This is a genomic window from Streptomyces sp. NPDC012474, from assembly GCF_042955185.1.
Taxonomy (GTDB): Bacteria; Actinomycetota; Actinomycetes; order Streptomycetales; family Streptomycetaceae; genus Streptomyces; species Streptomyces cahuitamycinicus.
Genome location: NZ_JBIBEP010000017.1, coordinates 1 through 25504, shown reverse-complemented (window position 1 = coordinate 25504; position 25504 = coordinate 1). Strand labels below are relative to the sequence as shown.

19 protein-coding genes and 1 pseudogene are annotated in these 25504 nt (G+C 70.8%); 9 read left to right on the top strand and 11 right to left on the bottom strand.

From position 1 onward, the window contains the following. Positions 1-209: 209 nt before the first annotated feature. Together ACFY9S_RS30300 and ACFY9S_RS30295 are read right to left on the bottom strand one after the other, a co-directional pair. Positions 210-1415 (bottom strand): beta-1,3-glucanase family protein, encoded by a 1206-nt coding sequence (locus ACFY9S_RS30300; protein ID WP_391134441.1) that lies wholly within the window; start codon positions 1413-1415, stop codon positions 210-212. A 77-nt stretch (positions 1416-1492) separates the two neighbouring features. Beyond that, positions 1493-2103: pseudogene (locus tag ACFY9S_RS30295) on the bottom strand (DUF998 domain-containing protein). A gap of 137 nt (positions 2104-2240) precedes the next feature. Here ACFY9S_RS30295 and ACFY9S_RS30290 point away from each other — a divergent pair. The 5 genes from ACFY9S_RS30290 to ACFY9S_RS30270 all read left to right on the top strand — a co-directional run bounded on the left by ACFY9S_RS30290 (position 2241) and on the right by ACFY9S_RS30270 (position 6715). Then, the gene (locus tag ACFY9S_RS30290; protein WP_391134438.1) at positions 2241-3239 is read left to right on the top strand and encodes an inorganic phosphate transporter; all 999 of its coding nucleotides are present in this window, start codon (positions 2241-2243) and stop codon (positions 3237-3239) included. A 20-nt stretch (positions 3240-3259) separates the two neighbouring features. After that, positions 3260-3874, top strand: a complete 615-nt coding sequence (locus tag ACFY9S_RS30285) for a hypothetical protein (RefSeq protein WP_391134435.1) — start codon at positions 3260-3262, stop codon at positions 3872-3874. 27 nt (positions 3875-3901) lie between these two features. Then, positions 3902-4723 (top strand): DUF817 family protein, encoded by an 822-nt coding sequence (locus ACFY9S_RS30280; protein ID WP_391134432.1) that lies wholly within the window; start codon positions 3902-3904, stop codon positions 4721-4723. 105 nt (positions 4724-4828) lie between these two features. Next, positions 4829-5659 (top strand): SpoIIE family protein phosphatase, encoded by an 831-nt coding sequence (locus ACFY9S_RS30275; RefSeq protein ID WP_391134430.1) that lies wholly within the window; start codon positions 4829-4831, stop codon positions 5657-5659. A gap of 60 nt (positions 5660-5719) precedes the next feature. Then, on the top strand, positions 5720-6715 hold the full coding sequence (locus ACFY9S_RS30270; protein ID WP_391134427.1) for an MASE1 domain-containing protein: 996 nt from the start codon (positions 5720-5722) through the stop codon (positions 6713-6715). A gap of 193 nt (positions 6716-6908) precedes the next feature. Here the strand turns inward: ACFY9S_RS30270 and ACFY9S_RS30265 are convergent, their stop codons facing one another. The 3 genes from ACFY9S_RS30265 to ACFY9S_RS30255 all read right to left on the bottom strand — a co-directional run bounded on the left by ACFY9S_RS30265 (position 6909) and on the right by ACFY9S_RS30255 (position 9980). Next, positions 6909-7568: a YceI family protein gene (locus ACFY9S_RS30265; RefSeq protein ID WP_391134424.1), complete on the bottom strand. Its 660-nt coding sequence runs from the start codon at positions 7566-7568 to the stop codon at positions 6909-6911. A 190-nt stretch (positions 7569-7758) separates the two neighbouring features. Further along, entirely contained in the window at positions 7759-8718 is a 960-nt protein-coding gene (locus ACFY9S_RS30260; protein WP_391134421.1) for a transferase, read from the bottom strand. Then, a complete protein-coding gene (locus tag ACFY9S_RS30255) occupies positions 8715-9980 on the bottom strand; it encodes a glycosyltransferase (RefSeq protein WP_391134418.1) in 1266 nt (421 codons plus the stop codon). Before ACFY9S_RS30255 ends, ACFY9S_RS30260 begins: the two co-directional genes overlap by 4 nt. A gap of 216 nt (positions 9981-10196) precedes the next feature. Between ACFY9S_RS30255 and ACFY9S_RS30250 the strand changes: the two genes are divergently transcribed. Continuing rightward, positions 10197-11915 carry a VanW family protein gene (locus tag ACFY9S_RS30250; protein WP_391134415.1) on the top strand — a complete coding sequence of 573 codons (1719 nt, stop codon included), beginning with the start codon at positions 10197-10199 and terminating at the stop codon, positions 11913-11915. A gap of 128 nt (positions 11916-12043) precedes the next feature. Beyond that, positions 12044-13435, top strand: a complete 1392-nt coding sequence (locus ACFY9S_RS30245) for a Tat pathway signal sequence domain protein (protein WP_391134412.1) — start codon at positions 12044-12046, stop codon at positions 13433-13435. A 45-nt stretch (positions 13436-13480) separates the two neighbouring features. On the opposite strand, the gene ACFY9S_RS30240 is transcribed toward ACFY9S_RS30245, so the two are convergent. The 4 genes from ACFY9S_RS30240 to ACFY9S_RS30225 form a co-directional block, all read right to left on the bottom strand. Next, the gene (locus ACFY9S_RS30240; protein ID WP_391134409.1) at positions 13481-14263 is read right to left on the bottom strand and encodes a carbonic anhydrase; all 783 of its coding nucleotides are present in this window, start codon (positions 14261-14263) and stop codon (positions 13481-13483) included. Between the two features lie 178 nt (positions 14264-14441). Continuing rightward, positions 14442-16661, bottom strand: coding sequence for a catalase/peroxidase HPI (gene katG / locus ACFY9S_RS30235; protein ID WP_391134406.1), 2220 nt, complete (start codon positions 16659-16661; stop codon positions 14442-14444). Between the two features lie 75 nt (positions 16662-16736). Further along, the gene (locus tag ACFY9S_RS30230) at positions 16737-17174 is read right to left on the bottom strand and encodes a transcriptional repressor (RefSeq protein ID WP_391134403.1); all 438 of its coding nucleotides are present in this window, start codon (positions 17172-17174) and stop codon (positions 16737-16739) included. A gap of 176 nt (positions 17175-17350) precedes the next feature. Continuing rightward, positions 17351-18217, bottom strand: coding sequence for a hypothetical protein (locus tag ACFY9S_RS30225; RefSeq protein WP_391134400.1), 867 nt, complete (start codon positions 18215-18217; stop codon positions 17351-17353). Between the two features lie 157 nt (positions 18218-18374). Here ACFY9S_RS30225 and ACFY9S_RS30220 point away from each other — a divergent pair, with 157 nt between their 5' ends. Beyond that, complete coding sequence (locus ACFY9S_RS30220; RefSeq protein ID WP_391134397.1) at positions 18375-19829, top strand: glyceraldehyde-3-phosphate dehydrogenase; 1455 nt, start codon at positions 18375-18377, stop codon at positions 19827-19829. A gap of 49 nt (positions 19830-19878) precedes the next feature. Here the strand turns inward: ACFY9S_RS30220 and ACFY9S_RS30215 are convergent, their stop codons facing one another. After that, a complete protein-coding gene (locus ACFY9S_RS30215) occupies positions 19879-23055 on the bottom strand; it encodes a glycoside hydrolase (RefSeq protein ID WP_391134394.1) in 3177 nt (1058 codons plus the stop codon). Between the two features lie 485 nt (positions 23056-23540). Further along, complete coding sequence (locus tag ACFY9S_RS30210; protein WP_391134391.1) at positions 23541-24188, bottom strand: TetR family transcriptional regulator; 648 nt, start codon at positions 24186-24188, stop codon at positions 23541-23543. Between the two features lie 117 nt (positions 24189-24305). Between ACFY9S_RS30210 and ACFY9S_RS30205 the strand changes: the two genes are divergently transcribed. Beyond that, complete coding sequence (locus ACFY9S_RS30205; RefSeq protein WP_391134388.1) at positions 24306-24959, top strand: hypothetical protein; 654 nt, start codon at positions 24306-24308, stop codon at positions 24957-24959. Positions 24960-25504 lie beyond the last annotated feature (545 nt).

The window sequence follows — 25504 nt, the reverse complement described above, 5'->3', positions numbered from 1 at the left end:
GGGTTGGGGTAAACAGGTGATGCCAATGAGGCTCACGTAATCACCTGTCGAGCTACACCAAGAGATGGCAAAGTTGTAATTGATTTCAAAACTGATGAACAGCCAACTTCGTGGTCACCCGATCGGCCTGGGCGCGGGCCGGCAGGTGGAAACGGCGAAGCCGCCGGCACCGCGTTCGGTTCGCGGAGCCGGCGGCGTTGTCGGACCGGTCAGTTGAGGGGATCGAGCGTGAGGTAGGCCTGGCGCGGGTTTCCGTCGTGCACGAGCGATTCGTGGTGGCCCACGTCGTCGAAGGCGAAGGCGTACGCCTTTCCGTCCGCCATCTGCGCATGGATCTTGCGCGCGTAGTGATTGGTGACGTTGTCCTTGTAGAAGTCGGCGGCGTCGGAGTCGGGCTGACGTGAGTTGACCAGCAGCGTGGAGCGGTTGAAGCCGGCACACAGGGTGCGCGATATCGGCCCGCGCACCTGGTCGTTCGGGGCGTCGAGCCTGCGGTGACAGCCGAAGACGGAGGAGGCGTCCGGCTTCTGGAAGCTGGTGACGACGGCACCGGAGCCGTCGGTGAAGTTCATGACGCCGCCGGAGACCCGGCCGTAGTACTTCGTGCCGGGCCGGTCGGCGAACGGGGTGACCGTCAGGGTCGAGGTGGAGTACTTCTGCCAGACGCGGTTGATGTAGCCGTCCATGACGCCGGCCGGCAGGGCGCCGGTCTCCAGGCCGTACAGCGGCGACAGGGCGCGCAGTACGGTGCCGTCGGAGCGGGTGTGGATCAGGTTGGCCCAGCCTCCGGGCTGCCCCCTGAGGGCGTTGAAGAAGCCGTGGTATCCGCCGGGCTTGAGCCGGCCGGTGCTCGCGGTGCTGCCGTCGGCTCGCTGCACTCCCACCGCGTAGGGAGCGGAGAACATGTCGACCTGTGTGCTGTTGATCCACAGGCCGGAGTCGTTGAGCGTGTACTCCGACCAGTTGAACAGGATGTCCCGGTTGGGGTCGGCCGGGTTCTGCACGGCCGGCTGGACCAGGCCTCCGGTGGTGAGCCTGAAGACCAGTTTCCGGCCGTAGGAGAAGTACACGCGGCCGGAGAACTTCGGCATGCGGATCGTGGCCGACTGTCCCGCGGCCGGGCCCGGGATCGAGGCGTCGGGGGCGGGGGTCGGCGGGTTGCCGCCAGCCGGCCAGGGGTGGAAGGTGCCGGCCGCGTCGGCCCAGCCCTGCCGGCCGGTCGAGAGTTCCGTGCCGAGGTTGTAGATGTACAACTGCTCGCCGCGGGCCGAGTTGTTGGTGATCTTCAGTGGGATCGTCGCCGGGACGGCGGCGTGGGCCTGAGCGCCCGTTCCGGTCGCCAGCAGTGAGCCGGCGAGGACCGCGGCGAGGGACAGCCCCGCGGCCGTGGCCCGGCGCCTGAGAGTTCGCAACACGCGCTGCCTCCGTTCGGCAGTTGGCCGATTCGAAAACTTTGAGAGCGCTCTCAGAGTTGCCGCTTGGTCCGTACCTGTCAATCCCTTGGGCGGCTCGGCCAGCTCGGGCGGCCGTCGCGCGGGGATCCGCGCAGGCAGGAGAGGACGACCACGAAGGGCCAGACCGACTGGAGGGTCCTCACGGCCACGCCGGCCACGCCGCGGAGGTGCAGCTCGATCAGGAACCAGGCCGCGCCGCCCGCCATCAGCGCGGTCGCTCCGAGGGAGGGCAAGGGCCGCAGACCCCACGGCACGGCGGTACCGGCCCGTGCGGCCAGCACGGGCCATGCCGCCAGGAGGGCGAAGGCCACGGCGCCCACAGAACCGTGGCTCTGGGAGCCGCCGCTGCTCGGCACCGGGAACATGGCCACGGCCAGCGCCGACACTCCTCCGGCCGCCAGCGCCACCCGTCCTGCGGTCCCGGCCGGGCGCAGGCCCCAGGCCGTCATCAGATGGCGGAACCCCAGCGCGATGAACGCGGCCGTCATCCCCAGGACCCCGAACTCCCGGGCGCCGCCAGGACACTGATCGTCTGGGCGGCGGGATCGTACGGGGGGCCCTGCAGCGACGCCGCCACCAGCCAGACCATGATCAGGAAGATGGGCGCACACCCTGAGGACACCAGCGCCCATACAGGAACAGATCGCATCGGGACACCGTAGAACGGGGCACCCGTGTCCTCGGATTTGTCGGGCGGCTCGCCCCGCGTGGCGTAGTCGCACAGCCCTCTCCGCCCGGGGAGCGCACGATGGTGGCGTGCGGCCGGGCGTCGGAAGGTGATCGGGCATGGAGCTGACACTCGTGGTGCTGATCATCGTCGTGGGTCTGACGTTCGACTTCACCAACGGCTTCCACGACGCCGCGAACGCGATCGCCACCTCCATCTCCACCAGGGCCCTGACGCCGCGCGTGGCCCTCGCCATGGCCGCGGTGATGAACTTCTTCGGCGCCTTCCTCGGGACCGAAGTCGCCCAGACCGTCGGCAGCGGCATCATCGGGGCGCCCGAGGCGACTTCAGGGCTGCTGCTGGTCCTGTGCGCGCTCATCGGCGCGATCGGGTGGAACGTGTTCACGTGGTGGCGGGGGCTGCCCACCTCGTCTTCGCACGCGCTGATCGGCGGGCTGGTCGGTGCCGCGCTCGCCGCCTCCGCCACGGTGCACTGGTCGGGCATCCTGGACAAGGTCATCCTGCCGATGCTGCTGTCCCCACTGGTCGGCGTGGTGCTCGGGTACCTGCTGCACACCGGCATCCTGTGGGCGTTCCGCCGTTCGGCGCCCCGGCGTACCACGCGGCGGTTCCGCGTGGCGCAGACCGTCTCGGCCGCCGCCATGGGGCTGGGGCACGGCTTGCAGGACGCGCAGAAGACCATGGGGGTCATCGTGCTGGCGCTGGTCACGGCCGGCTGGCAGGACGGCTTCTCGGTGCCGGTGTGGGTGATCGCCGCGGTGGCGGCCGCCATGGCGGCCGGTACGTACACCGGCGGGCGGCGCATCATCACCACCCTGGGACGGCGCATCGTGCACCTCGATCCGCCGCGCGGGTTCGCCGCCGAGACCGCTGCCGCGGCCGTCCTGTACACGACCGCGTTCCTGGTGAAGGCGCCGATCTCCACGACGCAGACCATCACCGCCGCCATTCTGGGATCCGGTGCCACCCGGCGCTTCTCCGACGTACGCTGGCAGGTGGCCCGTTCGATCGGCACCGCCTGGATCCTCACGTTCCCCGGTGCGGGGATCCCGGCCGCGGCGCTCTACCTCTTCCTGCACGCCGTCACCCCTCTGTGAGCACAGCCGGAGGCCGCCCCGTGATCGCTCTTCCCGGCCGCCGGGCGTCCGTGGAGTCGCCCGCCGGCGTCCCGGCCGGCCTTCCGGCGCCGGGGCGTTTCGCCCATCTGCACCCGGACGACGGTGCCTGCCTGATGGAGGCCGCCGGCCTGCTGGCCACCGGCCGTTTCACCGACAGCCCGGCCGGGACGCACCCGGCGCTCGCGGCCCTGGCGCGGGTGGTCAACGACAGCGTCGGAGACGACGCCCGGCACGCCTTGTGGCCGCTGGCCGCGGACCTCGCAGACGCCCGCCCCGCGGGCCGTGACTACCCGCCGCTCCTCGTCGGCACGGTCGTCGATGCGGCCCGCCGGGTGCGTCCCGCGTCGCGGCGTCTGGCGCGGAACGGCCGTGCGTGCCGACGCAGGGCGGAGAGACTCGCCGGCGCGCCCGCGGGTGGCCGGGCGGCCCGGAGCGCCGATCTGCTGTGGTGGCGCGGGCCGGGGCGTCGGTGCCTCGAGCAGGCGCTCCGCGTGCTGTGTGCGGCGCCGGAGGCCGATCGGCTGCTGTGCCTGCTGTTGCGACAGGCCGTGACCGAGGCACGTACGTGCCCGGGCGACCCGGCTCCGAGCAGGGAGGTGCACTGCAACCGGTAGGCGCACCGGCCCGTCCTACAGGGCACCATGATCCCTGCAAGCGTCGCCGGCCCCCTGGCCGCACCGGTTCGCCAGCTGCTCGCGTTCGCCTGGACACAGACGCGGGCCTGCGCTTTCGCCCTGGCCCTGCTGTCCGGCGTGGCCGTGTCCGCGCTGCTGCCCGAACTGCCCGTGGCACGCTACGACTTGCTGGTCTTCTACGGTGTTCTGCTCACGCTGCTGTTCTGGGCCCGTGGCTGGGAGAGCGAGCGGGACATCGCGGTCATCGCCGTCTGTCATGTCATCGGGCTGGCGTTCGAGGTGGTGAAGGTGGCGCTCGGCTCCTGGAACTACCCGGAGCCGGCCGTGCTCAAGTTCGCCGGTGTCCCGTTGTACGGCGGGTTTCTGTACGCGGCCGTGGGCAGCTACGTCTGCCGGGCCTGGCATCTGTTCGATCTGGGGCTCGTGCGGTACCGGCCGCGGTCGACGGCCGTGGTCGCCGCGGCCATATACGTGAACTTCTTCAGCCACCACTGGTTGCCCTCTGCGCGCTGGGTGCTGGCCGGGCTGCTCGTGGCCGTCACGCTGGGGACGTCGGTGCGCTTCACGGTGCGCGGGGTGCGCCGGCGGATGCCGCTGGCGCTGTCGTTCGTGCTGATCGGGTTCTTCCTGTGGGTGGCGGAGAATGTGGCGACCTTGGTCGGCGCCTGGCGCTATCCGTATCAGCAGCACGGCTGGGAGCCGGTGGGGGTCGAGAAGTTCGGGGCCTGGGCGCTGCTCATCAGTGTGACGTTCGTGCTGGCGGCGGTGGGGCGGCGGACGGATCCCGAGGCGGAGCGCCGGCTGGGCGAGGGCTCCCGGACCGTGTGAAGTCGTCATGGAAGCGTTCACCTGCATATCATCCTATGGACGTAAATCAGGTGATTTGCCTTCTCGGGTCGTCACCTGCCGTGGCCATCCCCGCCGGAGTGATCAATGTCCCGCACCGGCCCGACGGACGACGGCGACGAGCTGCTGACCAGGCTCGGGGCCCTGACGGCTCAGGCGCGTGCGCAGGCCGAGATGCAGCGGTCCCGGGTCGAGCTGGCGATCGCACTGCAGCGCGGCATGCTGCCGCGGGACCTGCCCGTCGCCCGTCGGCTGCATCTGGCCGTGCGCTACACACCCGCGTGCCAGGGCCTCAACGTGGGCGGCGACTGGTACGACGCCTTCACCCTGGGCGACGGCCGGATCGGCCTGGCCATCGGTGACGTACAGGGCCACAACATCGAGGCCGCGGCCTTCATGGGGCAGGTGCGGGCCGGGCTGCGGGCGCTGGCCTCCGTCACCGGTGAACCGGGCGAGGTGCTGGCCCGGACCAACGATCTGCTGCTGTCCCTGGGCTCCGACCTGTTCGCCACCTGCACGTTCATGAGGCTCGACCCGTGTGCCGGGGTGCTGGAGAGCGCGCGGGCGGGCCATCTGCCCTGCGTCTGGGCCACGGCCGACGGGAAGTCCGGCGTCACCGAGGACGAGGGCGGGCCGCCCCTCGGCGTGCAGGCGGGGATGCCGTACCCGGTGACGCGGTACGAGCTCACCACGGGCAGCGTGTTCGTCCTGCTCACGGACGGTGTCGTGGAGGGCCCGTCGATGCGGCTGGAGGAGGGCCTGGACCAGGTGACACGGCTCGCGGGCATCGCGGCGGTGGCGGGCATGGACGTGGACGCGCTCGCGGCTGCCGTGATCAAGGGGGCCGAGCGTGTGGGGCACGACGACGACGCCGCCGTCCTGGTGGTCGGCCTCGACGGGCCGGACGCTCAGCCATAGGGCCGCACGACACACACCCCCACCTCGCCGGGGCGGCGGCCTCGGTGTCTCATGGCTGCTGTGGTGGGTAGCCAGGATCTGCGTACGCCGGTCGTCGTCGCTCTGCAGACGCTGGCCGTCGCCGCCTGCTACTACGGATCGGCGCAGCTGGGGCTGTTGCGGGAACTGGTCGTGGAGGGGGCGGTCGTCACCCCCATCTGGCCGCCCACCGGCCTCTCGGTGGCCTGCCTGCTGATCCTGGGGCTGCGTTGCTGGCCGGGGATCGCGCTGGGCGCCTTCTTCGTCATCCTGTCCCTCACCTCCCTGACGCCGTCGGCTCTCTGCGTCCTGGCGGGCAACACGGCCGCCCCGGTCGTCGGGTACCTGCTGCTGCGGCGGGCCGGCTTCCGCACCGACCTCGCGCGGTTGCGGGACGGTCTCGCCCTGGTCTTCCTCGGCGCGTTCGCCGCGATGCTGATCAGCGCGACCACCGGCGCCGGCACTCTGCTCGCCACGGACCAGATCGAACAGCCCGGCTTCTGGGCGGTCTGGCTGGCCTGGTGGGTCGGTGACGCGATGGGCGTGCTCATCGTCACGCCGGTGCTGCTCCTGCTGTCCCGGGTGCGTCTGCCGCTGCCCTTGTCGCGCTGGAAGGAGGCCGTGGGGCTCGCGGTCATCGCCTGCTGCCTCGTGCCCCTGGCCGCGCACAGCTCCGTCAGTCTGCTGTTCCTGGTCTACCCCCTGCTGATCTGGGCGGCTCTGCGGTTCCAGCTGGCCGGCAGCCTGCTTTGCGCTCTGTTCGCCTCGGTCATGACCACGGTGGCGGCGACCGACCGGGTCGGACCGTTCGAACGGCTCGGGCGCGTCGAGGTGATGATGAAGCTGCAGGCCTTCAACGGGGCGATGGCACTCACCGCCCTGATCCTGTCCGCGGTGATCGCCGAGCAGATCCACACCCGGCGTTCCGTGGAGCGCGCCTGCCAGGAACTGGTCGAGGTTCTGGAGCACCTGACCGCGGGCGAGTCGGCGGACGGCCGGGCTCCGCTCGAGGACCGCGGACCCGGGCGGCGGGAGTAATGGGCTGAAGCCTCCGGGCGGTGTGCACCGCCCGGCCCTGCGTGTGGATGGACGTGAGCATCGGGGGGGGCGCAGCGGGCCCTGCGCGGCCGGTGCGGCGTGCGGTGCAGCCCCCTGGGCGACGGCGTACTCACGCTCGGCCCGGCCACGTTCCGGGGCGTGGCCGGGGCCGACGCGGCGTCGTGAAGCGCCCTCAGCCGCCCGACGACGGCGTACGGATGGCAGCGATGTCGAGCTGCAGGCGCACCTTCTCGCTCACCATCGCGCCGCCCTCGGCCAGCCTGCTGTTGTAGGTCAGGCCCCAGTCCGAGCGGTTGATGGTGGTGGTGCCGTCGAAGCCGACCCGGTCGTAGCCGAAGGGGTCGGTGACATTTCCGATGTAGGTCATTTCGAGTACGACGGGACGGGAGACCCCTTTGATGGTCAGTTCCCCCGACATGCTGAACAGGTCGGCGCCCGTCTGCTGCACCCCCGTGCTGGTGAAGCGCATACGCGGATAGGTCGCGGCGTCGAGGAAGTCACGGCCCACCAAGTGCGCGTCGCGTTGCTCCACCCCGGTATCCACGCTGGAGGTGAACAGAGTGATGTCGGCCCGTGACCGTGTGGGGTCGTACGCGTCGAAGTAGAGCCGGCTTTCGTACTCCAGAAAACAACCGCGCACGGTGGTCACCATGGCATGCCGGACGGAGAAGCCGATCCGGCTGTGCGCGGGGTCGACGACCCATTCACCGGACAGTTCGGCCAGGTTGGGGTTCGGCAGCACGGCAGTGGAGGATGCCGGTGCGCCGATGGGGCGCTGTGGGGGGAGCTGTGCCTGCCGGCGGGACGGCACAACGCGGTTGAACAGGTTCATGATTCATCTAGGTACTTGAGTTTGGTTATGGCCGCAAGTCCCCTTCCGATTTGCGGCCGTTGAGAACAAGGCCCTGACCCCTTTTGCCGCCGCTTTGCACAAAATCCACACATCGCTGTCGCGGCGCATCACCGAAACGACCATCCGAAACTCCAGGGATTTTCATTTCGGGCATTTCGGCGAATCGGCCTTACGTCACCTCTATCGCGAGGTCGTTGTCGACGGTGTAGTAGGGGCGGATGGCGGAACCGTCCGTCTCGGTCGCCGGGTAGACGTACACGTGCTTGCGGTCCGCCAGGTCGTCGAGCAGCCGGCCGACCCTGATCGGCGGTGCTCCGTCCGTGGGGCGGACGAAGGCGTCCCAGACGCGGACCGCTCCCCCGCCGTCGCCCGCCAGGTCCCCGGGGCCGACGGTGAAGGACAAGCCCCGGGCGTCGTCGTCGGTCCGGGGGCGGAGGGTCCGTACGGTGTCGGTGCCGCGCAGGCGCAGACGCACGGTGGCGTCCGCGTGGAGCTCGGCACCGTGCAGGCGGGCCGTGACCGTCACGCCCCGGTCCGTGACGTCGATGGCGCGGGCTTCCGCGTGGGCGGTGCGCCGCCATGCCCTCAGGGCCAGGAAGCCGTCCTTCGTGACGTACGGGATCCTGACCGCGACCGGCGCGGGACGGTCGCGCAGGTGGCCGTCGACGAGGCTGCGCAGATCCCGCAGGCCGGGGCGCAGCCGCAGGCGCTCGGCATCGGGTTCGGGCAGCAGGTACAGGTCCCAGCGGCCCTCGTCGAGGACGGGGTGCGGTTCCAGTACGGCGTGCCGGTGACCGTCGGACCGGTCGGACTCCAGGTCGAGGAGGTGTCGGATCGTCTCCGGACGCCCCTTCTTGGGACGCAGCCGCAGGAGCAGCCGGGGATGCGCGCCGGGCATCGGCGGCAGACGGAAGGTGATCCGGCCGTCGATGTCGATCGCGCAGTCGACGCGCAGATGAGAGCCGTGCTGCGGACTCGTCGTCGTGGTGTGCGGGGTGCTCGGCGTCGCCCCCCGACGGGGTACGCCCGGCATCACGTCCTCCCGCGGTGTGCCCGGCGGCACCTGCTGTGTGGCCGGCGTCACGCCCTCACGCGGCTCGCCCGGCGTCCTGTCCTCCGGTGTGCTCATCGGCTTCCCTTCCGTATCGAGCGCAGTACGCCGGCGGCAGCGGCGTGGGCGGCGTCGCGGGCGGCGTGGCCACGGCCGGTCAGGGCGCTCTGGGTGCGGTGGTGCTGCGGGGTGGCCGTCCGGCCGGTGCTCCTGGCCGCGGCAGCGGTCTCCAGCAGGCGTTCGGCCTGGGCGACGACGGGGCCGGGAGCGAAGCGGCGCGCGTTGTCCAGGGCGGCCCGGCTCATGCGGCGGCGGCGCTCGTCGTCGCCGACGAGTTCCAGCAGGGCAGCGGCGAGCGCGTCACGGTCCCCGACCGGCACCAGCCTGCCGTCGGTGCCGTCCTCGATGATCTCGCCGGGGCCGTAGGGGCAGTCGGTGCTGACGACGGGCAGTCCGCAGCGCATCGCCTCGACGATGGTCATGCCGAACGGCTCGAAGTTCGACGCGGCCGCGCCGATCGAGCCCTTGGCCCATTCGGCCTCCATGGGGGTGGCTGCCCCCATCAGGAACACGTTGTTCCACATCCCGAGCCGTTCGATGAGCTCCCGCAGCCGGGGCTGCTCCTCGCCCTTGCCGTAGATGCGCAGCTGCCAGTCCGGGTGCACGGCGGCGACCTGGGCGAACGCCTCGATGAGGAGGTCGTAGCGCTTGACCGGCACCAGGCGGCCCGCGGCGATCACCACCTTGGCGGTGCTGTCGGCGGGAGGCAGGGCGGGGTCGGGGACGCTGTTGGGGAGCGCCTCCACATGGACGCCGGGCAGCCACATCTTGCGCCGGTAGGCGGCGGCGTCCGCTTCCGTGACGGTGGTGATCACATCGAGGCGGCGATAGGCGCGGCGCAGGGCGGTGCGCAGCCGCGGCGAGTGGTTGTCGAGCGTGAGGTGCTCCTGGCCGACGCGCAGGACGTGCTCCGGGGCCTGGCGGGCGATGTGCACGTTGAGACCCGGGCGGGTGCCGATGACGACATCGGCGTCGAGAGCTGCGAGGCACTCCCCGATGCGCTGGTCGGTCAGCTCGCTGTACTGGTGGTGGCGGTACTCGGCGGGCGGGAACACCGTCGCAGGTCTCTGGTGCAGCGGATGGTCCGCCTCCTTGCGCAGGTCCACCAGCGCCCGCAGCCGCACGCGTGGATCCGGGACGAGGTTGGGGTGTTCCCGGTGGCGTAACGCGGAGACGATCTCCACGTCGTGCCGTTCGGCCAAGGCCCCGGCCAGGTTGAACGTGGTGGTGATCGTGCCTCCGATTCCGTAGGCGTTGTGAATCAGGAAAGAGATCTTCATGGTGGCCTAGACCGTGTCAACGACCCGACCGTTGTTCGTCGTTACCACTCTGTGCCCGTGCCCCGCGGCGGGCCGGTCCGGCCGGTTCCGGAATGATCTCGGACATAAGTGGTCTGGGCCATACCGGTTCGCCCCTGATGTGTGGATAACTTGATGTGTTTGCCCGCGCATCGTCGCGTCATCGGGTGCACCCTCGTATCGATCGTCTGGAGCCCCATGCGCCCCCGTACGGCCCTCGTCCCGCGCATCACCTCCCTCCCGCCCGTCGCCCTGGCCGGTGGCGCGCTGGCCGTGGGGGCCGGTGGTCTGTATCTCGCCGGGCTGCTCCTCACGGGCGGCCAGATCGACTCGGGCACGACCGTGCGCGGGGTGGACATCGGGGGGCTGAGCCGCGCGGAGGCGGTGCGGAAGCTGGATCGGGAGCTGGGCGCGGCCGGCGCCCGGGAGCTGCCCGTCAAGGTCGGGGACCGAGCGGGCGGTGTCGATCCGGAGCGCGCGGGCCTCTCCTACGACGTCGAGGGGACCGTCGACCGGGCGGCGCGCACCGGCGCCGATCCGGTCAGCGTGTTCGGCGGGTTCTTCCGCTCGGGCGGCGACATCGAGCCGGTCGTGAGCCTCGACGAGGACAAGGCCCGGGCTGCCCTCGGGCAGCTGGCGAAGGGCCTCGACCAGAAGGTCAGGGACGGCGGCGTCGCGTTCGACGACGGCCAGGTGAAGGCGGTCACACCGCGGACGGGGCACGCGCTGGACGTGAACGCCGCGGTCCGGCCCCTGCGCGACTCCTTCCGGCGCGGGGACACCCGTACGGCCACGGCCCTGCCCGCCCGCGAGACCCGGCCCGAGGTCACCGCCGACGAGGTGGAGCGGGCGGTACGCACCTTCGCGGACCCGGCCATGTCGGGCCCCGTCACGCTCACCGCCGCCGGCCGGCGCTTCACCGTCGGCCAGGAGGCACTGGGCGAGCATCTGACCATGCGGCCGGACGGCGGCGGCACACTGAGACCCAAGCTCGACGTGAAGGGGTTGCGCACCGAGCCGTCCGTGGCCGGCCCCTTGGACGACATCACCACGACCGCCGAGAACGCCACGCTGCGGCCAAAGGGCGACGAGGCCGTGGTGGCCGAGGACGCCACGGTGGGCCGGTCGGTCACCGACAAGGCGCTGGGCAAGGCCGTGCTGCCACTGCTCACCGAGTCGGGCGCCGCCCGCAGCGGCAATGTGGAGGTCAGCGAGACCCGGCCGGAGGTGACCCGCGCGAACGCCGCTGAGCTGGGGCTGACGGAGAAGATGTCCTCCTTCACCGTCGACTTCGAACCGGCCGAGTACCGCACGAAGAACATAGGCCGGGCGGTGGAGCTCATCAACGGCTCCGTCGTCATGCCGGACGAGACCTGGAGTTTCAACCGGACCGTCGGTGAGCGCACCGAGGCCAACGGCTTCATGGACGGCATCATCATCCTGGACGACAAGTTCACGAAGGCGTCCGGCGGCGGCGTCTCGTCCGTGGCGACGACGGTGTACAACGCGCTGTTCTTCGCCGGGCTCAAGCCCGTGGAGCACGGAGCGCACTCGTTCTACATCGAGCGCTACCCGGAGGGCCGCGAGGCGACCGTCGCCTGGGGCAGCCTGGACCTGCGGTTCGCCAACGACTCCGGCAACGCCGTCTACATCCAGGCCGAGTCGACGGACACCTCCGTCACCGTCTCCTTCCTCGGCACCCGCAAGTACGACGAGATCAAGTCGGTCACGGGCCCGCGCACCGAGGTGAAGAAGCCGGAGAAGAAGGTGAGCGACGACGAGGAGTGCGTCCCGCAGACACCGCTCGAAGGGTTCGACGTCACCGTGGAGCGGGTCTTCTACGACGACGGCCGGGAAGTGAAGCGGGAGCCGTACCGCACGCACTACACCCCGCGTGACGAGATCGTCTGCGAGTAATCGCCCAGCGTTCGATTTCCCCCCGGCGCCTCCTGCCCAACCCGCCCTTGCGAACAGAGCGTTGACCCCGCAGCGGAGCGCCAGCACAATAAGCGCGCACTGGTTGAGAGCGCTCTCAAGGGAGATCCATGACTGGTAGACAAGGCCCGGCGCTCAGCCGGCGTTCGCTCATCGGTGCCGGACTCGGCATCAGTGCCGCGGGGCTCACCGCCGCCGGCTCGGGGCAGGCCGTCGCGGCCGGTGCCGCCGGTGCGCGCCCCGCATCGGCCCCGGCCCGGGGACTGGCCTTCCTCGCCGCCGCCATGGACGCCTACCCCGACCACGGCACCCTTCGTCTGGCCCAGAGCTACACCGACCAGGCCGGCCTGTTCAGCACCGCGTTCACCTACGACAACGCCCTCGCGGTCCTCGCCCACCTCGCGGCCCGGACCTCAGCCGGCCTGGACAGGGCCAAGGCGCTGGGCGACGCGCTGCTCCATGCCCAGGGCCACGACCCGGCGTACGACGACGGCAGGCTCCGGCAGGCCTACAACGTCGGGCCGTACACCTTCTACGACGGCTCGCTCCAGCCGGACGGCTTCGTACGGGCGGACGGCACCGTCAACGTCGGGACGCAGTTCGGCTTCACCGGCACCGCCGTGGGTGACATGGCCTGGGCGGGCATCGCGCTGAGCGCTCTCGCCCGGCGTACCGGGGCGCGCCGCTTCCTGAACGGTGCCGTGCGGATCGGCGAGTGGATCGAGCGGAACGGCCGGACCGACGAGCCCCTCGGCGGCTTCAAGTTCGGGGTCGACGGGGCCGATCAGAAGCTGCCGTTCACCTCGACCGAGCACAACACCGACCTGGTCTGCCTGTTCGGCCGGCTCGCCCGGCTCACCGGCGACCGGGTGTGGCTGGAACGGCGGGGGCGGGCCGAGGCGTTCGTGCGACGGATGTGGGAGCCGGCCGGCGGCTTCTTCTACACCGGCACCAATGACGGTGTCACCGTCAACAAGTCCCCGGTCCCGGAGGACACCCAGACCTGGACGCACCTCGCACTCGGCTCCCGCCACCACTCCCGTTCCCTGGACTGGGCCGCGGCCGAGCTGGCCGTCACGGACCACTCCGGACGCCCCAACAGCACGGTGCCCGCGGGGCAGTCGTACGAGGGTGTCACCTTCAGTTCGGCGAGCCTCCTCGCGAACGAGGACGCCCCGATCGCGGCCGGCCAGCCCAGGCCCGACCGCAACGGCGTGTGGTTCGAGGGGACGGCCCACCTCGCGCTCGCGCTGCGCGACAGGGGGGCGCGGGGCGACGAGGCGCGCGCCCGGCGGCTGATCGCGTCCACCGAGCAGGCCCAGGACCTGCTGGGCGGCGGTCAGACCGTCGGCGGGAAGGCGCTGCCCGAGCGCTGCGGGGTGGTGTCCGCGAGCAGCCCCCTGGACACCGGGTTCGGCTTCGGCTACTACCCGTACCGGCACACGGGGGCGACCGCCTGGTACCTGATGGCGGCGGCGCGGTACAACCCGCTGCGGGCGTGAGGCACGACCCGGTCCGCTGTCGCGTGCAGCGGACCGGGCGGGTGGTCAGGCCAGGCGGTGGACCGCCTGGGTGGTCAGTTCGTAGCGGGTACCGACGATCGCCAGCTCGCCCGTGCCGATCCTGGCGGCCAGTTCGGGTTCCGCGGCCAGCCGGGAGCGTACGAGCCGGACGTTGGCGCTCACGGTCGCGTCGATCCGGGCGTCCCCTTCCTTGCCGTGGTCGATGGCCGGCCCTATCTGGTCGACGAGGTACTGCATGTGGGCGGGCAGTCGCGTCCCGGACCGCTCCGCCTCGACGGCGGCCCGGACCGCGCCGCACGACTGGTGCCCGAGGACGACGACCAGGGGTATGGCGAGTTCCAGGACGCCGTAGGCGACACTGCCGAGGACGGCCTCGTCCAGCACCTCACCGGCGGTGCGCACCGTCATCAGGTCGCCGAGGCCCTGGTCGAAGACGAGCTCCGGGGGCACGCGCGAGTCGATGCAGCCGAGTACGACCGCGAAGGGGTGCTGGCCGGTGGCCAGCGTCCGGCGCAGGGTGGGGTCTTCGTGCGGGTGGCGTTCCCGGAAGGCGCGCCAGCGGCGGTTGCCCGCGGCCAGTTCCCGTAGCGCTTCCGCGGGGGTGGCGGGCCTCGGAGGTGCGTCCCGGTTCGGGGTGGCGGCGGTTGCCGGCCGGGCGGCGCCGAGGCCCGCGCCGAGCGCTGCGGCCCCGGTCAGGGCGGTGCGCAGAAGGGTGCGGCGGACGGTACCGCCGGTGGTGGGCCGTGCGGCGGCGAAGGGGTGCGGCGCACGGCCGGCGCCTCTGGGGGCAGCGGAATCAGTGTTCACGGCCCGAACGTATGCCCGGCTCCGGGCGCGGTCGCCTTCCTTGCCCTTTCATGGTGAGAGTTGGGTAAGTGATGTTCTTACCTTGAACGGTTGTTGACGGTCCCTCAGGCAACGCCTCCCGAGAGGACACGGGACGCCCCGGGCCGACGGCCCGGGGCGTCCTGTCATGCGGAGGTGATCAGACCAGGTCGAACCGGTCCAGGTTCATGACCTTGACCCACGCCGCGACGAAGTCGTTGACGAACTTCTCCTTCGCGTCGTCGCTCGCGTAGACCTCGGCCAGGGCGCGCAGCTCGGAGTTCGAGCCGAAGACCAGGTCGGCGCGGGAGCCGGCCCACTTGACCTCGCCCGTGGCGGCGTCGCGGCCCTCGAACGTGGTCTGGTCCTCGGTCGTCGACTTCCACTCGACGCCCAGGTCGAGCAGGTTGACGAAGAAGTCGTTGGTCAGCGAGCCGGGCGTCTTGGTGAGGGCGCCGAGCTGGGACTGCTGGTAGTTGGCGCCCAGTACTCGCAGGCCGCCGACCAGGACGGTCATCTCGGGGGCGCTCAGGGTGAGCAGGTTCGCCCGGTCGAGCAGCAGGAACTCGGCCGGCAGGCGGTTGCCCTTGCCGTGGTAGTTCCGGAACCCGTCGGCGGTCGGCTCCAGCGCCTCGAACGACTCGGCGTCGGTGTGCTCCTGCGTCGCGTCCACACGGCCCGCGGCGAAGGGGACCTGCACCTGGAAACCGGCTTCCTTGGCGGCCCTCTCGACGGCGGCGGTGCCGCCGAGGACGATCAGGTCGGCCAGGGAGACCTTCTTGGCGCCGGAGTTGAACTCCTGCTGGATGCCCTCCAGGACCCGCAGGACCTGCGCCAGCTCGTCGGGCTCGTTGACCTCCCAGCCGCGCTGCGGCTCGAGGCGGATCCGGGCGCCGTTGGCGCCGCCGCGCTTGTCGCTACCGCGGAAGGTGGACGCCGAGGCCCACGCCGTGGACACCAGCTGCGAGACGGACAGACCCGACTCCAGGAGCTTGGCCTTGAGGGTCTCGATGTCGCCGGCGTCGATGGCCTCGCCCTCGGCCTCCGGCAGCGGGTCCTGCCACACCAGGGTCTCCGCCGGGACCTCCGGGCCGAGGTACAGCGACTTCGGGCCCATGTCACGGTGGGTCAGCTTGAACCAGGCGCGGGCGAAGGCGTCCGCGAACTGCTCCGGGTTCTCGTAGAACCGGCGGGAGATGGGCTCGTAGATCGGGTCGAAGCGCAGCGCCAGGTCCGTGGTGAGCATCTTCGGCCGGTGCTTCTTCGCGGAGTCGTGCGCGTCCGGGACGATCTCCGGGGCGTCCTTGGCCACCCACTGGTTGGCGCCGGCCGGGCTCTGCTCGAGCTCGTACTCGAACTCGAAGAGGTTCTTGAAGAAGCCGTTGCTCCACTGGGTCGGCGTGCTCGTCCAGGTGACCTCCAGGCCGGAGGTGATGGCGTCGCCGCCCTTGCCGGTGCCGTAGGTGCTGCGCCAGCCCAGGCCCTGCTCCTCCATGGAGGCGGCCTCGGGGTCGGCGCCGACGTTGTCGGCCGGGCCGGCGCCGTGGGTCTTGCCGAAGGTGTGGCCGCCGGCGATCAGGGCGACGGTCTCCTCGTCGTTCATCGCCATGCGGCGGAACGTCTCACGGATGTCGCGGGCCGCGGCGAGCGGGTCCGGGTTGCCGTTGGGGCCCTCGGGGTTGACGTAGATGAGACCCATCTGGACGGCGCCGAGCGGGTTCTCCAGCTCGCGGTCGCCCGTGTAGCGCTTGTCGTCGAGCCAGGTGGTCTCGGGGCCCCAGTACACGTCCTCCTCGGGCTCCCAGACGTCCTCGCGGCCGCCGGCGAAGCCGAAGGTCTCGAAGCCCATCTGCTCCAGGGCGACGTTGCCGGTGAGGATCATGAGGTCGGCCCAGGAGATGGACTGGCCGTACTTCTTCTTCACGGGCCACAGCAGACGGCGGGCCTTGTCGAGGTTGCCGTTGTCGGGCCAGCTGTTGAGCGGGGCGAACCGCTGCTGACCGGCGCCGGCGCCGCCGCGACCGTCGCTGATGCGGTAGGTGCCGGCGCTGTGCCAGGCCATACGGACCATCAGCGGGCCGTAGTTGCCGAAGTCGGCCGGCCACCAGTCCTGCGAGCTGGTGAGTACCTCGGCGATGTCGCTCTTCACGGCGGCGAGGTCGAGGGCCTGGAACGCCTCGGCGTAGTCGAAGTCCTCACCGAGGGGGTTGGCCACCTCGGGGTTCTTGGCGAGGATCTTCAGGTTGAGCCGCTCGGGCCACCACTGCCGGTTGCCGCCGCCCTGGGTCGGGTGCAGGGCGCGGCCGTGGGCCACGGGGCAGCCGCCTCCTGCCTCCTCCGACTTGGGGTCGGTGACGATCGCGTCGTGGTTCTCAGTCATGGAAATCCTTCCGGACGGGGTGGATCACGGTGCTCGGGTGGATCACGTGCTCAGGAGCGCTCGGGTGGATCCCGCTCAGGAACTGCGAGCGGTGGAACAGGCGGGGCACAGGCCCCAGTAGATGACCTCCGCCTCGTCGACGGCGAAGCCGCGGTCGTCGGACGCGGTCAGGCAGGGAGCATGGCCGACCGCGCAGTCGACATCGGCGACGGCTCCGCACGACCGGCACACGAGGTGGTGGTGGTTGTCGCCGACCCGCCCCTCGTAGAGGGCCGGGCTGCCGGGTGGGTCGAGGCGGCGTATCAGTCCCGCCGCGGTGAGTGCGTGCAGCCCCTCGTAGACGGCTTGGACGGAGATGTGGCCCACGCGGCCGCGCACCTCGGAGGCGATGGCCTCGGCGCCGAGGTGGTCGCCGTCCCGTACGGCGTCGAGCAGCGCGACGCGGGCGGCCGTCACCCTCAGGCCGGCACCGCGCAGTTCCTCGGCGGTGGTCGGGGTCCCGGATGCGGTCATGCGGACAACCTAGCCACATAAACACGAGCGGTTCAAGAAAACGAACGGTTCAATTTTGGTGTCGTGCGTGTGTGGCCGCGTGGGACGGCCCACCGGCGGGTGTGAGTTGAGTCACAGTCGGATGATGGCCCGTCGGGGGGCGTGAGGGGGTACGCACCGCCGCGCCGGTCCGTCGATCACGCGTCCGATGAGGTCAGGCGTTCGAGCTGGGCGGTGGCCGTCGACGCCTTACGGCCGGCCTCACGGACCCGGCGGTCGGCCGTGCGCGCCCGTTCCCGGGCCGTCCGTTCGGCGAAGCGAGCCTGCTGGTGTTCGCTCCTGACCCGTTCCAGCTCGCCGGTCAGCTCCTCCACGCGCCGCTGGAGGGCGTCCACCTGCTGCTTCGCGTCTCCGGCCGCCCGTCCGGCGGCCGCGGCCTCGTCGCGCAGGTCCCGCAGCTCGCGCTCGGCCGCTTCGGCGTCCTTCCGGGCCCGGTCCAGTCGGCGTCGCTGCTGCTCGCTCGTCTTCCTGTCCGGGCGGGAGCGGGCGGGAGCGGGCTCGGGGCGCCGCGGCCGGGCAGCCTCGGCGACGGCTGGGAAGCCGACGGCCGCGCTCAGCGGCTTGGTCAGGCGGCCGCCCGCCCAGGCCCGCGCGGCCTCGGGGTCGGCCAGGACGGCGTGCAGGGTGTTCTCGACCTCGCGCTGCACGCCTTCGCCGATCGGATGACCGGCCTCTTCGGCGAGCTGCCGGGCCTGCAGGGAAAGGGCGCGGATGAGCGCGTGCTGCCGGCGGCTCAGCTCACGCAGCTGTGCGCCGTCCAGGTCCTGGTGCGCCTGCCGCAGCCCTTCCCCCAGGCGCAGCAGGGGCTCGACCTCCCCGGGGCTGCTGCGGACCAGCAGGTTGCTGACCCAGGCGGCGAGGCTGGGCTTGCGCAACGCCCCGATCCGCTGGGCGAGTTCCCGGTCACCGGCGGTACGGGCGGAGGCCACGGCGGAGGCGCGGGCGGCGGTGAACTCCTCCGGGCGCAGGGCGTACAGCTCGTCGGCCACAGAGTCGTAGTCCATATGCACCCCTTTCGCATGGAAAATCCTCTTTTGATCATCTCAAGACCTGCCCCGAGGGGCGCGCGGAGAGGCCGCCGAACGCGTCGGAGGCCCCCGTTCATGATCAGGAAATCGACGGTTTAACATATGAGCGCCGCCTAGCTCGAAAGATGGATTCGTGACTCTCAACGACGACTCGTTCACCAACTGGAAGAACCGCGAGGAGATCGCGGAGTCGATGATCCCGATCATCGGGAAGCTGCACCGGGAGCGGGACGTGACGGTCCTGCTGCACAGCCGCTCCCTGGTGAACAAGTCGGTGGTCAGCATCCTCAAGACCCACCGTTTCGCCCGGCAGATCGCCGGTGCGGAGCTCTCGGTCACCGAGACGCTGCCCTTCCTGAAGACCCTCGCCGAACTCGACCTCGGGCCGTCCCAGATCGACATCGGCATGCTCGCCGCCACGTACCGCGAGGACGACCGCGGCCTGTCGGTCGCGGAGTTCACCGCGGAGGCCGTCGCCGGTGCCACGGGCGCCAGCAAGATCGAGCGCCGTGAGGGCCGGGACGTCGTCCTCTACGGCTTCGGCCGCATCGGCCGGCTCGTCGCCCGGCTGCTCATCGAGAAGTCCGGCTCGGGCAACGGTCTGCGGCTGCGGGCCATCGTCGTGCGCGGTGGGGGCGGGCGGGCCGCAGAGGACATCGTCAAGCGTGCCTCGCTGCTGCGCCGCGACTCGATCCACGGCCAGTTCCAGGGCACCATCACCGTCGACGAGGCGAACAGCACGATCGTCGCCAACGGCAACGCGATCAAGGTGATCTACGCGAACGACCCGTCCGAGATCGACTACACGGCGTACGGCATCAAGGACGCCATCCTCATCGACAACACCGGCAAGTGGCGCGACCGCGAGGGCCTGTCCGAGCACCTGCGCCCCGGTATCGACAAGGTCGTGCTGACCGCGCCCGGCAAGGGCGACGTCCCCAACATCGTGCACGGCGTCAACCACGACACGATCAAGCCGGACGAGCAGATCCTGTCCTGCGCGTCCTGCACCACGAACGCGATCGTCCCCCCGCTGAAGGCGATGGCCGACGAGTTCGGGGTCCAGCGTGGCCACGTGGAGACGGTCCACTCGTTCACCAACGACCAGAACCTGCTGGACAACTACCACAAGGCCGACCGCCGCGGCCGGTCCGCGCCGCTCAACATGGTCATCACCGAGACCGGTGCCGCCTCCGCCGTCGCCAAGGCGCTGCCCGACCTCAAGGCGCCCATCACCGGCAGTTCGATCCGCGTGCCGGTCCCGGACGTCTCGATCGCGATCCTCAGCCTGCGGCTCGGCCGGGAGACCACCCGCGAGGAGGTTCTCGACCACCTGCGTGACGTCTCCCTGACCTCACCGCTCAAGCGCCAGATCGACTTCACCACGGCGCCCGACGCGGTCTCCAGCGACTTCATCGGCTCGCGCCACGCCTCGATCGTCGACGCCGGCGCCACCAAGGTCGACGGCGACAACGCGATCCTCTACCTGTGGTACGACAACGAGTTCGGCTACTCGTGCCAGGTCATCCGCGTCGTGCAGCACGTGTCCGGCGTGGAGTACCCGACGTACCCGGCTCCGGCGGTCTGATCCCGGAACAGGGAAGCGCGGGGCGTGCGGGCCCCGCGCTTCCGTGTGTTCAGCGGCGGGTCAGTTCGATCCTGTACTCCCGCGTCTGTGAGCCGTCCTCGCTGGTCACGGAGACGATGTGGGCCCTCTTGCCCCCGGCCGCGTCCTTGCTCACCGTCACCTTCGCGTAGGGGTCACGCGGTGTGGCGGTGATCCGGGCCCGGTCCGGTCGGTCGGCCGCCACCCGGTAGGTCGTCCGGTCCGGGTCGAAACCGGCCAGGGGCTCGCCGTCCAGCTCGACCGACGCGGCTGCCGCGTCCGCGGAGATGCCCGGCGCCTTGGCGTGGACCTCGATCTCCCCGAGGGTGATGTAGCCGCCCGGGCGGGCCGTCATCACCACACGCACGCCCGTCGCCGGGCCGGCCGCGCGCACCGGGACGTCGACCACCGGTGTCCCCTCGGTGCCGACGGCGACCTGGTCGCTCGCGTCGGACCAGGTGCCGTCGGCATCCCGCACCTGAACCTTGAGGGACTCCGCGAAGCTGACGTTGGCGCCGTCGCGGTGGAAGTGGGTCACGACCCGGGTCAGATCGCGGGCCTCCGGCAGCGTGAAGGTGATGGTGTCGGCGGGGTTCTTGGTGCCGGACCTCCAGTTCGACCATGCCTTCTCGGACGTGGTGCCGTTGCGCAGGCGCTCGGCGGAGTAACCGCTCTCGGTGTAGGTGGCGCCGACCGTCACGCCCTCGCCGCGCGCGGCGTCGGTCTCCCGGGGTGCGGAGACCTGGACGCGTACGGTCGCCGCGGCCGTGTCCGCGCCCGGGATCCGGGCCGTGCCGCGCAGGGTCACCACGCCGGTGGCGTCGAAGGCGCCTGCGGGTGCGGGCTCCCAGGTGACCGGGAGTTCGGCGGTTCCGCCGTGCCGTCCCACGCCGGTGACCGTGGCGGGGAGGTCGGGCCGTCCGCCGGTGTAGGTCTTGGCGCGGGCCGGGAGGGTGGAGGCGATGGTGTCCACGGTGACCACCGCTTCGGCCCGGACGGTCCGGCCGAGGGCGTCGGTGGCCCGGCCCTTCACGCGTACCGTTCCGGGTTTGCGCCAGCGTGACTCGGAGGGCAGCGTCCACTGCACGGGGAGCGCTCCGCGGGCGCCGTCGCGGAAGACGGGCGTCACGGTCCCGGGCAGTTCGGGGGCATGGCGGGGGACGGTGAACGCCTTCGCCGGCTGCGTACGGAGCACCGTCTCGTCGGTCACGCCCCAGCGCTGGTTCGCGTTGGAGGTCGGAAGGTGGGCCGAGACGCGGGCTCCGTCCGCGGTCGACTGCCCGACGACGTCGAGGAGGCGGCCCGTCGCGGCGTTGACGAAGGTCCAGGTGCCGTCGCCGGTGGTGGACATGATCCACTGTGCGGCCGGTGTGGCTCCGTCTTCGAGTACGGCCTCGTCGTCGCGTACGGCCAGGTGCCTGCCGTTCGCGGCGTTGACGAGGGCGTAGCGCTCACGGTTGCCCTCGCCGCGGGTCAGCTGCTTCACCCTCCACAGCTGGGACTTGGCGGCCGGGTCGGCCGTACGGACGACGACGCCGTCGCCCTCGGCGGACGGTGCCAGGGACTTGTCGCTCTGGGTGCCCTGGAGGCGGTAGACGTGGCCGTCCTGGACGAGTGCGGCGTCCTCGGCGGTGCCGGAGACGCCGTCGACGAGGAGGGTGGTGACCGACTTGGCCGGGACGGTCACGGTGGCCGAGTCGTTCTTCACCTTGACGGGCGTGCCCCGGACGAGCGCACCGCCGGCGCTGGTCACCACGGGGGTCACGGTGGCGCCGGGGGCGACCCGCCGGAACTTCGAGAGGTCCACGGTCACCCCACGCTCGGTGGTGCCGTTGTTGACGTGCACCACCGTCGCTCCGCGGCCGGACTTGCGTACGGCGGCGACGCTGGAGGGGTCGTCGGCCTTGACGAAGTGGTCGCCGGGGCGGATGTGGTGGGTGAAGTTGCGCAGGGTGTGGAACTTGGTGTTGGCCTTGACCGGGCAGGTCCGAAGCGTGTCCTCGGCGGTGCAGTTGAACGGGACGTGGATGCTGCCCCAGTTCTTGCCGGCCTGCGCCTGCGGGATGGAGTCCTCGATCGGCTGCCACAACACCCAGGCGTCGGGCTCCAGTTCACGCATGTCCTCGACGACGCGGGTGGCGATGCCGAGGCCCGGTTCCATGCCGGTGAAGTCGGTGCCGGTTCCCCAGGTGCCCTCGACCTCGCTCATCCAGAACGGTTTGTCCGCGGCCTTGGCGCTGTCGCGGGCGCTGGTGCGCATGCCGGTGCCGTAGGTGTGGACGTTGAGCTGGTCGACGGCGGCGCGGGCGGTGCCGTCGTAGGCGTTCCAGTTGCGGACGAAGGTGCTGGGGTTGGTCTCGTCCATCGCGGAGATCTTGGCGCCGGTTCGCGCCTTCTTCAATGCGCGCTGCAGGGCCAGTACGACCTTCTGCTGGAGTTCGGGGCCGGCGTGCGCGCCCTCCTGGCGGCCGCCGGTGGGCTGCCCGTCGGCGCCGATCTGGGTACCCCAGTAGTTGGTGTTGGGCTCGTTGAGCGGGGCGATGGTGTCGAAGCTGATGCGGTGCTTCTTCTCCAGTTGGTCGGTGACCTTCACCAGGTAGGTGGCGAAGTCGTCGACGCGGTCCGCCCGTATCTGGTCGGTGTTCGCGTCGAAGCCGCCGGATACGTAGCCGCTGACGGTCTGGAACCAGGGCGGTGAGTTGCTGAACGCCTCCCAGCGGGTCACCTTGTCCTTGACGCGGTCCACCCACCAGCGCTGGCCGGAGTCGGCGGACCAGTCCCAGTGCTCGGGGTCGTCGGGGTTCCACCAGTCGGTGTCCTCCCTCGTGGTGCCCTCGGGGGCTTTCCAGAAGCCGTCCATCGTCGCGCCGGTCTTCATGTAGTCCTTGCGGACGTCAGGGGCGTTGCCGCCGCCGATGTTGTAGCGCGCGATGTTGAGGCGGAGTCCGTCCTTGCCGAACAGCATGTCGGCGAGCTTCTGCCGGATGGGTTCGGGGTAGCGGCCGGTGATGTTGGCGAACCAGACGAGGCTCGTCCCCCACCCTTCGAACTCCTGCTGCCGGTATGACGGGTCGATCCGAACCGTAACCGCACTCGCGGGCGGGTCGGCGGCAGCGGCGGCGGGAGGCACGGCCATGAGGCCCGCACCGAGCGCCAGGGGGACGGTGATCGCCAGTGCCACCCGGGCGAGGCGATGTCTGCTGGACATGAATTCCCTTCGAGAGCGAACAGAACCGCGCAGAACCAATCGAGTTTCCCGAATGTTTTAGGACGGCAATCAACACGTCAAGAGGTGGGACGAGTTGAGAACCGACGCACACCCCTTGACGTGTTCCGGCCGGGCACCCCAAGAATGATCGTCCACACGGCGACGGGCAGGGTGGCGCGGGCCACCATCACGGCAGCGCACGGCGTGAAGTGGCTTGCAGAGCAGGTGGGAGCCCGTCTTCGCGGGGAGCACCGGCTGACGGGCGCCGTTTCTCCGACGGTTCGCTATGCGGTCACTCGACGACGGTCCGCGGTCGCAGCCTGGGTGAGGCGACGACTCATGGGGCCTCGTTGGCGCGGGCGTTCTCCGCTGAGCCGCCGCTCACGAGGAAACTGCTCGGGGCCGGGAGGCGGCCGAGTGCCCCAGTCCGACCGAGACGGACGCCAGGTGAACGGCGCGTGGTCGAGTGCGGGTGACCGGCACCTTCACAACAGGCCCTGGCCGGCCTCCTGGTGGTCCGGCTTGAGGATGCTGTCGACGGCCATGTAGAGGGTCTCCGTCTCGGAGAGCAGGGTCGACTCCTCAGTAGGGAACGCCCGTTCGGTCAGGAGCCCGTTGAGTACGGTCGTCAGGAACCGCGCACGGCGCTTGTTGTCCCCGGCGGCCAGAGCACCTTCCTGCGTGAGACCCGCCAGCCAGGACTCGATTCGGCGCTGCCCCTCCTGGTCCATGGCGTGGTAGGCGGCCCGTAGCGCGTCGGTCGGCTCGGGGGCGATGAACGCCTCGTAGACCTTGCCCCATGTCTGTCGCGCCTGCTCCCCCACACCGGCGGGGGCCATGACCTCTCGGAGACGGTGGACGAGCCGGTCCCGCGCCGGAACCGAACGGTCCTGGATCCACTCCCCGGAGACCACCACGTCGTAGATGCCGGCGAGCACCGCGTCCCGCAGTTCACGCTGCGTCGGGAAGAAATGTCTGAGGGATCCGGTGCTCACCCCGGCCCGCGCCGCGACCGCCCGCACGCTCAGGGTCGCACCAGCGTTCTCCGCGATCATCTCCGCGGCCGCCGCAAGAATCCTGTCACGGGTGCCCCTTTGGCCCCGGGCGCCGGCCTTGGGTTCCTTCTCTGTCACAGTTCTTCCACCCATCGTGTTAATACGCCGTACTAGTACAACGTGCTACTCTGGCCCGGAGGGCACTAGCACAGCGTACTAGTGTCGTGTTCTGGCGGGCGCACGAGAGGCTGGGAGATGTTCAAGGAGCGACGGCGGCGCAGGGCACTACGGCGCGTACAACCGGGAGACGGACGCCCACTTCAGCCCTTCCGTTGGTGGCAGCTGCCTGGCCGCGCCCTGTTATACATGCAGCCGGCGCAGGCCGGCGACCGTCCGCCGACGTACGCCGTGGATGTACGGCACTGGCAGAACCAATCCTCGGGCAACGTCAAGGCCCATCTCTATCTGGACGGCAGGCTCCACGCCGAGTCGAAAATCCCCGCGGTCTTCCCTGTGCCGGGCGGGTCGATCGAAGTGGCGATGAGCGGCTTCGGACTCAAGCGCTGCCACTACGTCACACCGGACGGCGCCGAGCGTCAGCTCACTCCGGACCCTGCGTCGGCGGAAGGGCGTCGTGCCCGCCTCGTCCGCAACCACCCGGCGCTCAGTCGTGCGATCGGCTCCTGCTCGCTGCTCGCGCTTCTCGTCGGCGCCGCCCTTCTCATCCTGCAGATCGCGGAACCGGTTTCCGAGATTCCGCCGGTCGCCGCACGCATCGGCAGCTTCGACTCGCCTCTCCATCTCCCGCTATGGCTCAACATCACTCTCGGGGCGGCGGCCGCACTCGGCAGCATGGAGCGGGCGCTGCGCCTGCGCTACAGCCGGCTGCTCGACAGCGTGGCGAACTAGCGCGCGCTGCTCGGGTGCGCCGCCCGGAGGTATTTCGCTGCGGCGATCGGGAAGATGCCGAACGGGCGCATCGGATGCAGCGGGTCGCTCGTATCTGCGGCTCGGCCATCTCTGCGCCAGCGCTCTTCTCGTCGCGGAGGCTCTGCTGTCCGCCACGCCCCCCCGTGGCCGGCGGGGCGCCGACCGAAGGCGGCGTGTGCTGCTGCTGCTCACCGGTGAACTCCCGTCACCGGCCGACCCGCCCTCCGGAGCCGGTTCCGGTCCCGGTGCCCCCGCGCGTGCGTGACCTGGGCGCCGAACCGTTCCCAGCCACCGCCCGATGCGCCGCTTCACGGAGCCGCCTGCCACTTCCCCCTGGAAGGGGCCTCTGCGGCGTGACGGGCGAGTCGTCCCTCGGCGTCGAGATCCTCGGCACAGGGCGGTGGGGGGGGCGCCCCCGGGGCGCGGGCCCCCCCCCCCCCAACGGGACGAGACGTGGACCGGCTCAAACGTGATACGAACATCTTAGTATGCAAGTAACAGTACGTCTCCCCCCCGAGATCCTG

Excerpts from the sequence above, each read along its gene's own strand:
- katG (WP_391134406.1), bottom strand. The coding sequence starts at position 16,661 with ATGACTGAGAACCACGACGCGATCGTCACCGACCCCAAGTCGGAGGAG.
- ACFY9S_RS30205 (WP_391134388.1), top strand. The coding sequence starts at position 24,306 with ATGTTCAAGGAGCGACGGCGGCGCAGGGCACTACGGCGCGTACAACCG.
- ACFY9S_RS30275 (WP_391134430.1), top strand. The coding sequence starts at position 4,829 with ATGTCCCGCACCGGCCCGACGGACGACGGCGACGAGCTGCTGACCAGG.
- ACFY9S_RS30255 (WP_391134418.1), bottom strand. The coding sequence starts at position 9,980 with ATGAAGATCTCTTTCCTGATTCACAACGCCTACGGAATCGGAGGCACG.
- ACFY9S_RS30265 (WP_391134424.1), bottom strand. The coding sequence starts at position 7,568 with ATGAACCTGTTCAACCGCGTTGTGCCGTCCCGCCGGCAGGCACAGCTC.
- ACFY9S_RS30280 (WP_391134432.1), top strand. The coding sequence starts at position 3,902 with ATGATCCCTGCAAGCGTCGCCGGCCCCCTGGCCGCACCGGTTCGCCAG.
- ACFY9S_RS30230 (WP_391134403.1), bottom strand. The coding sequence starts at position 17,174 with ATGACCGCATCCGGGACCCCGACCACCGCCGAGGAACTGCGCGGTGCC.
- ACFY9S_RS30245 (WP_391134412.1), top strand. The coding sequence starts at position 12,044 with ATGACTGGTAGACAAGGCCCGGCGCTCAGCCGGCGTTCGCTCATCGGT.
- ACFY9S_RS30290 (WP_391134438.1), top strand. The coding sequence starts at position 2,241 with ATGGAGCTGACACTCGTGGTGCTGATCATCGTCGTGGGTCTGACGTTC.
- ACFY9S_RS30215 (WP_391134394.1), bottom strand. The coding sequence starts at position 23,055 with ATGTCCAGCAGACATCGCCTCGCCCGGGTGGCACTGGCGATCACCGTC.
- ACFY9S_RS30250 (WP_391134415.1), top strand. The coding sequence starts at position 10,197 with ATGCGCCCCCGTACGGCCCTCGTCCCGCGCATCACCTCCCTCCCGCCC.
- ACFY9S_RS30225 (WP_391134400.1), bottom strand. The coding sequence starts at position 18,217 with ATGGACTACGACTCTGTGGCCGACGAGCTGTACGCCCTGCGCCCGGAG.
- ACFY9S_RS30260 (WP_391134421.1), bottom strand. The coding sequence starts at position 8,718 with ATGAGCACACCGGAGGACAGGACGCCGGGCGAGCCGCGTGAGGGCGTG.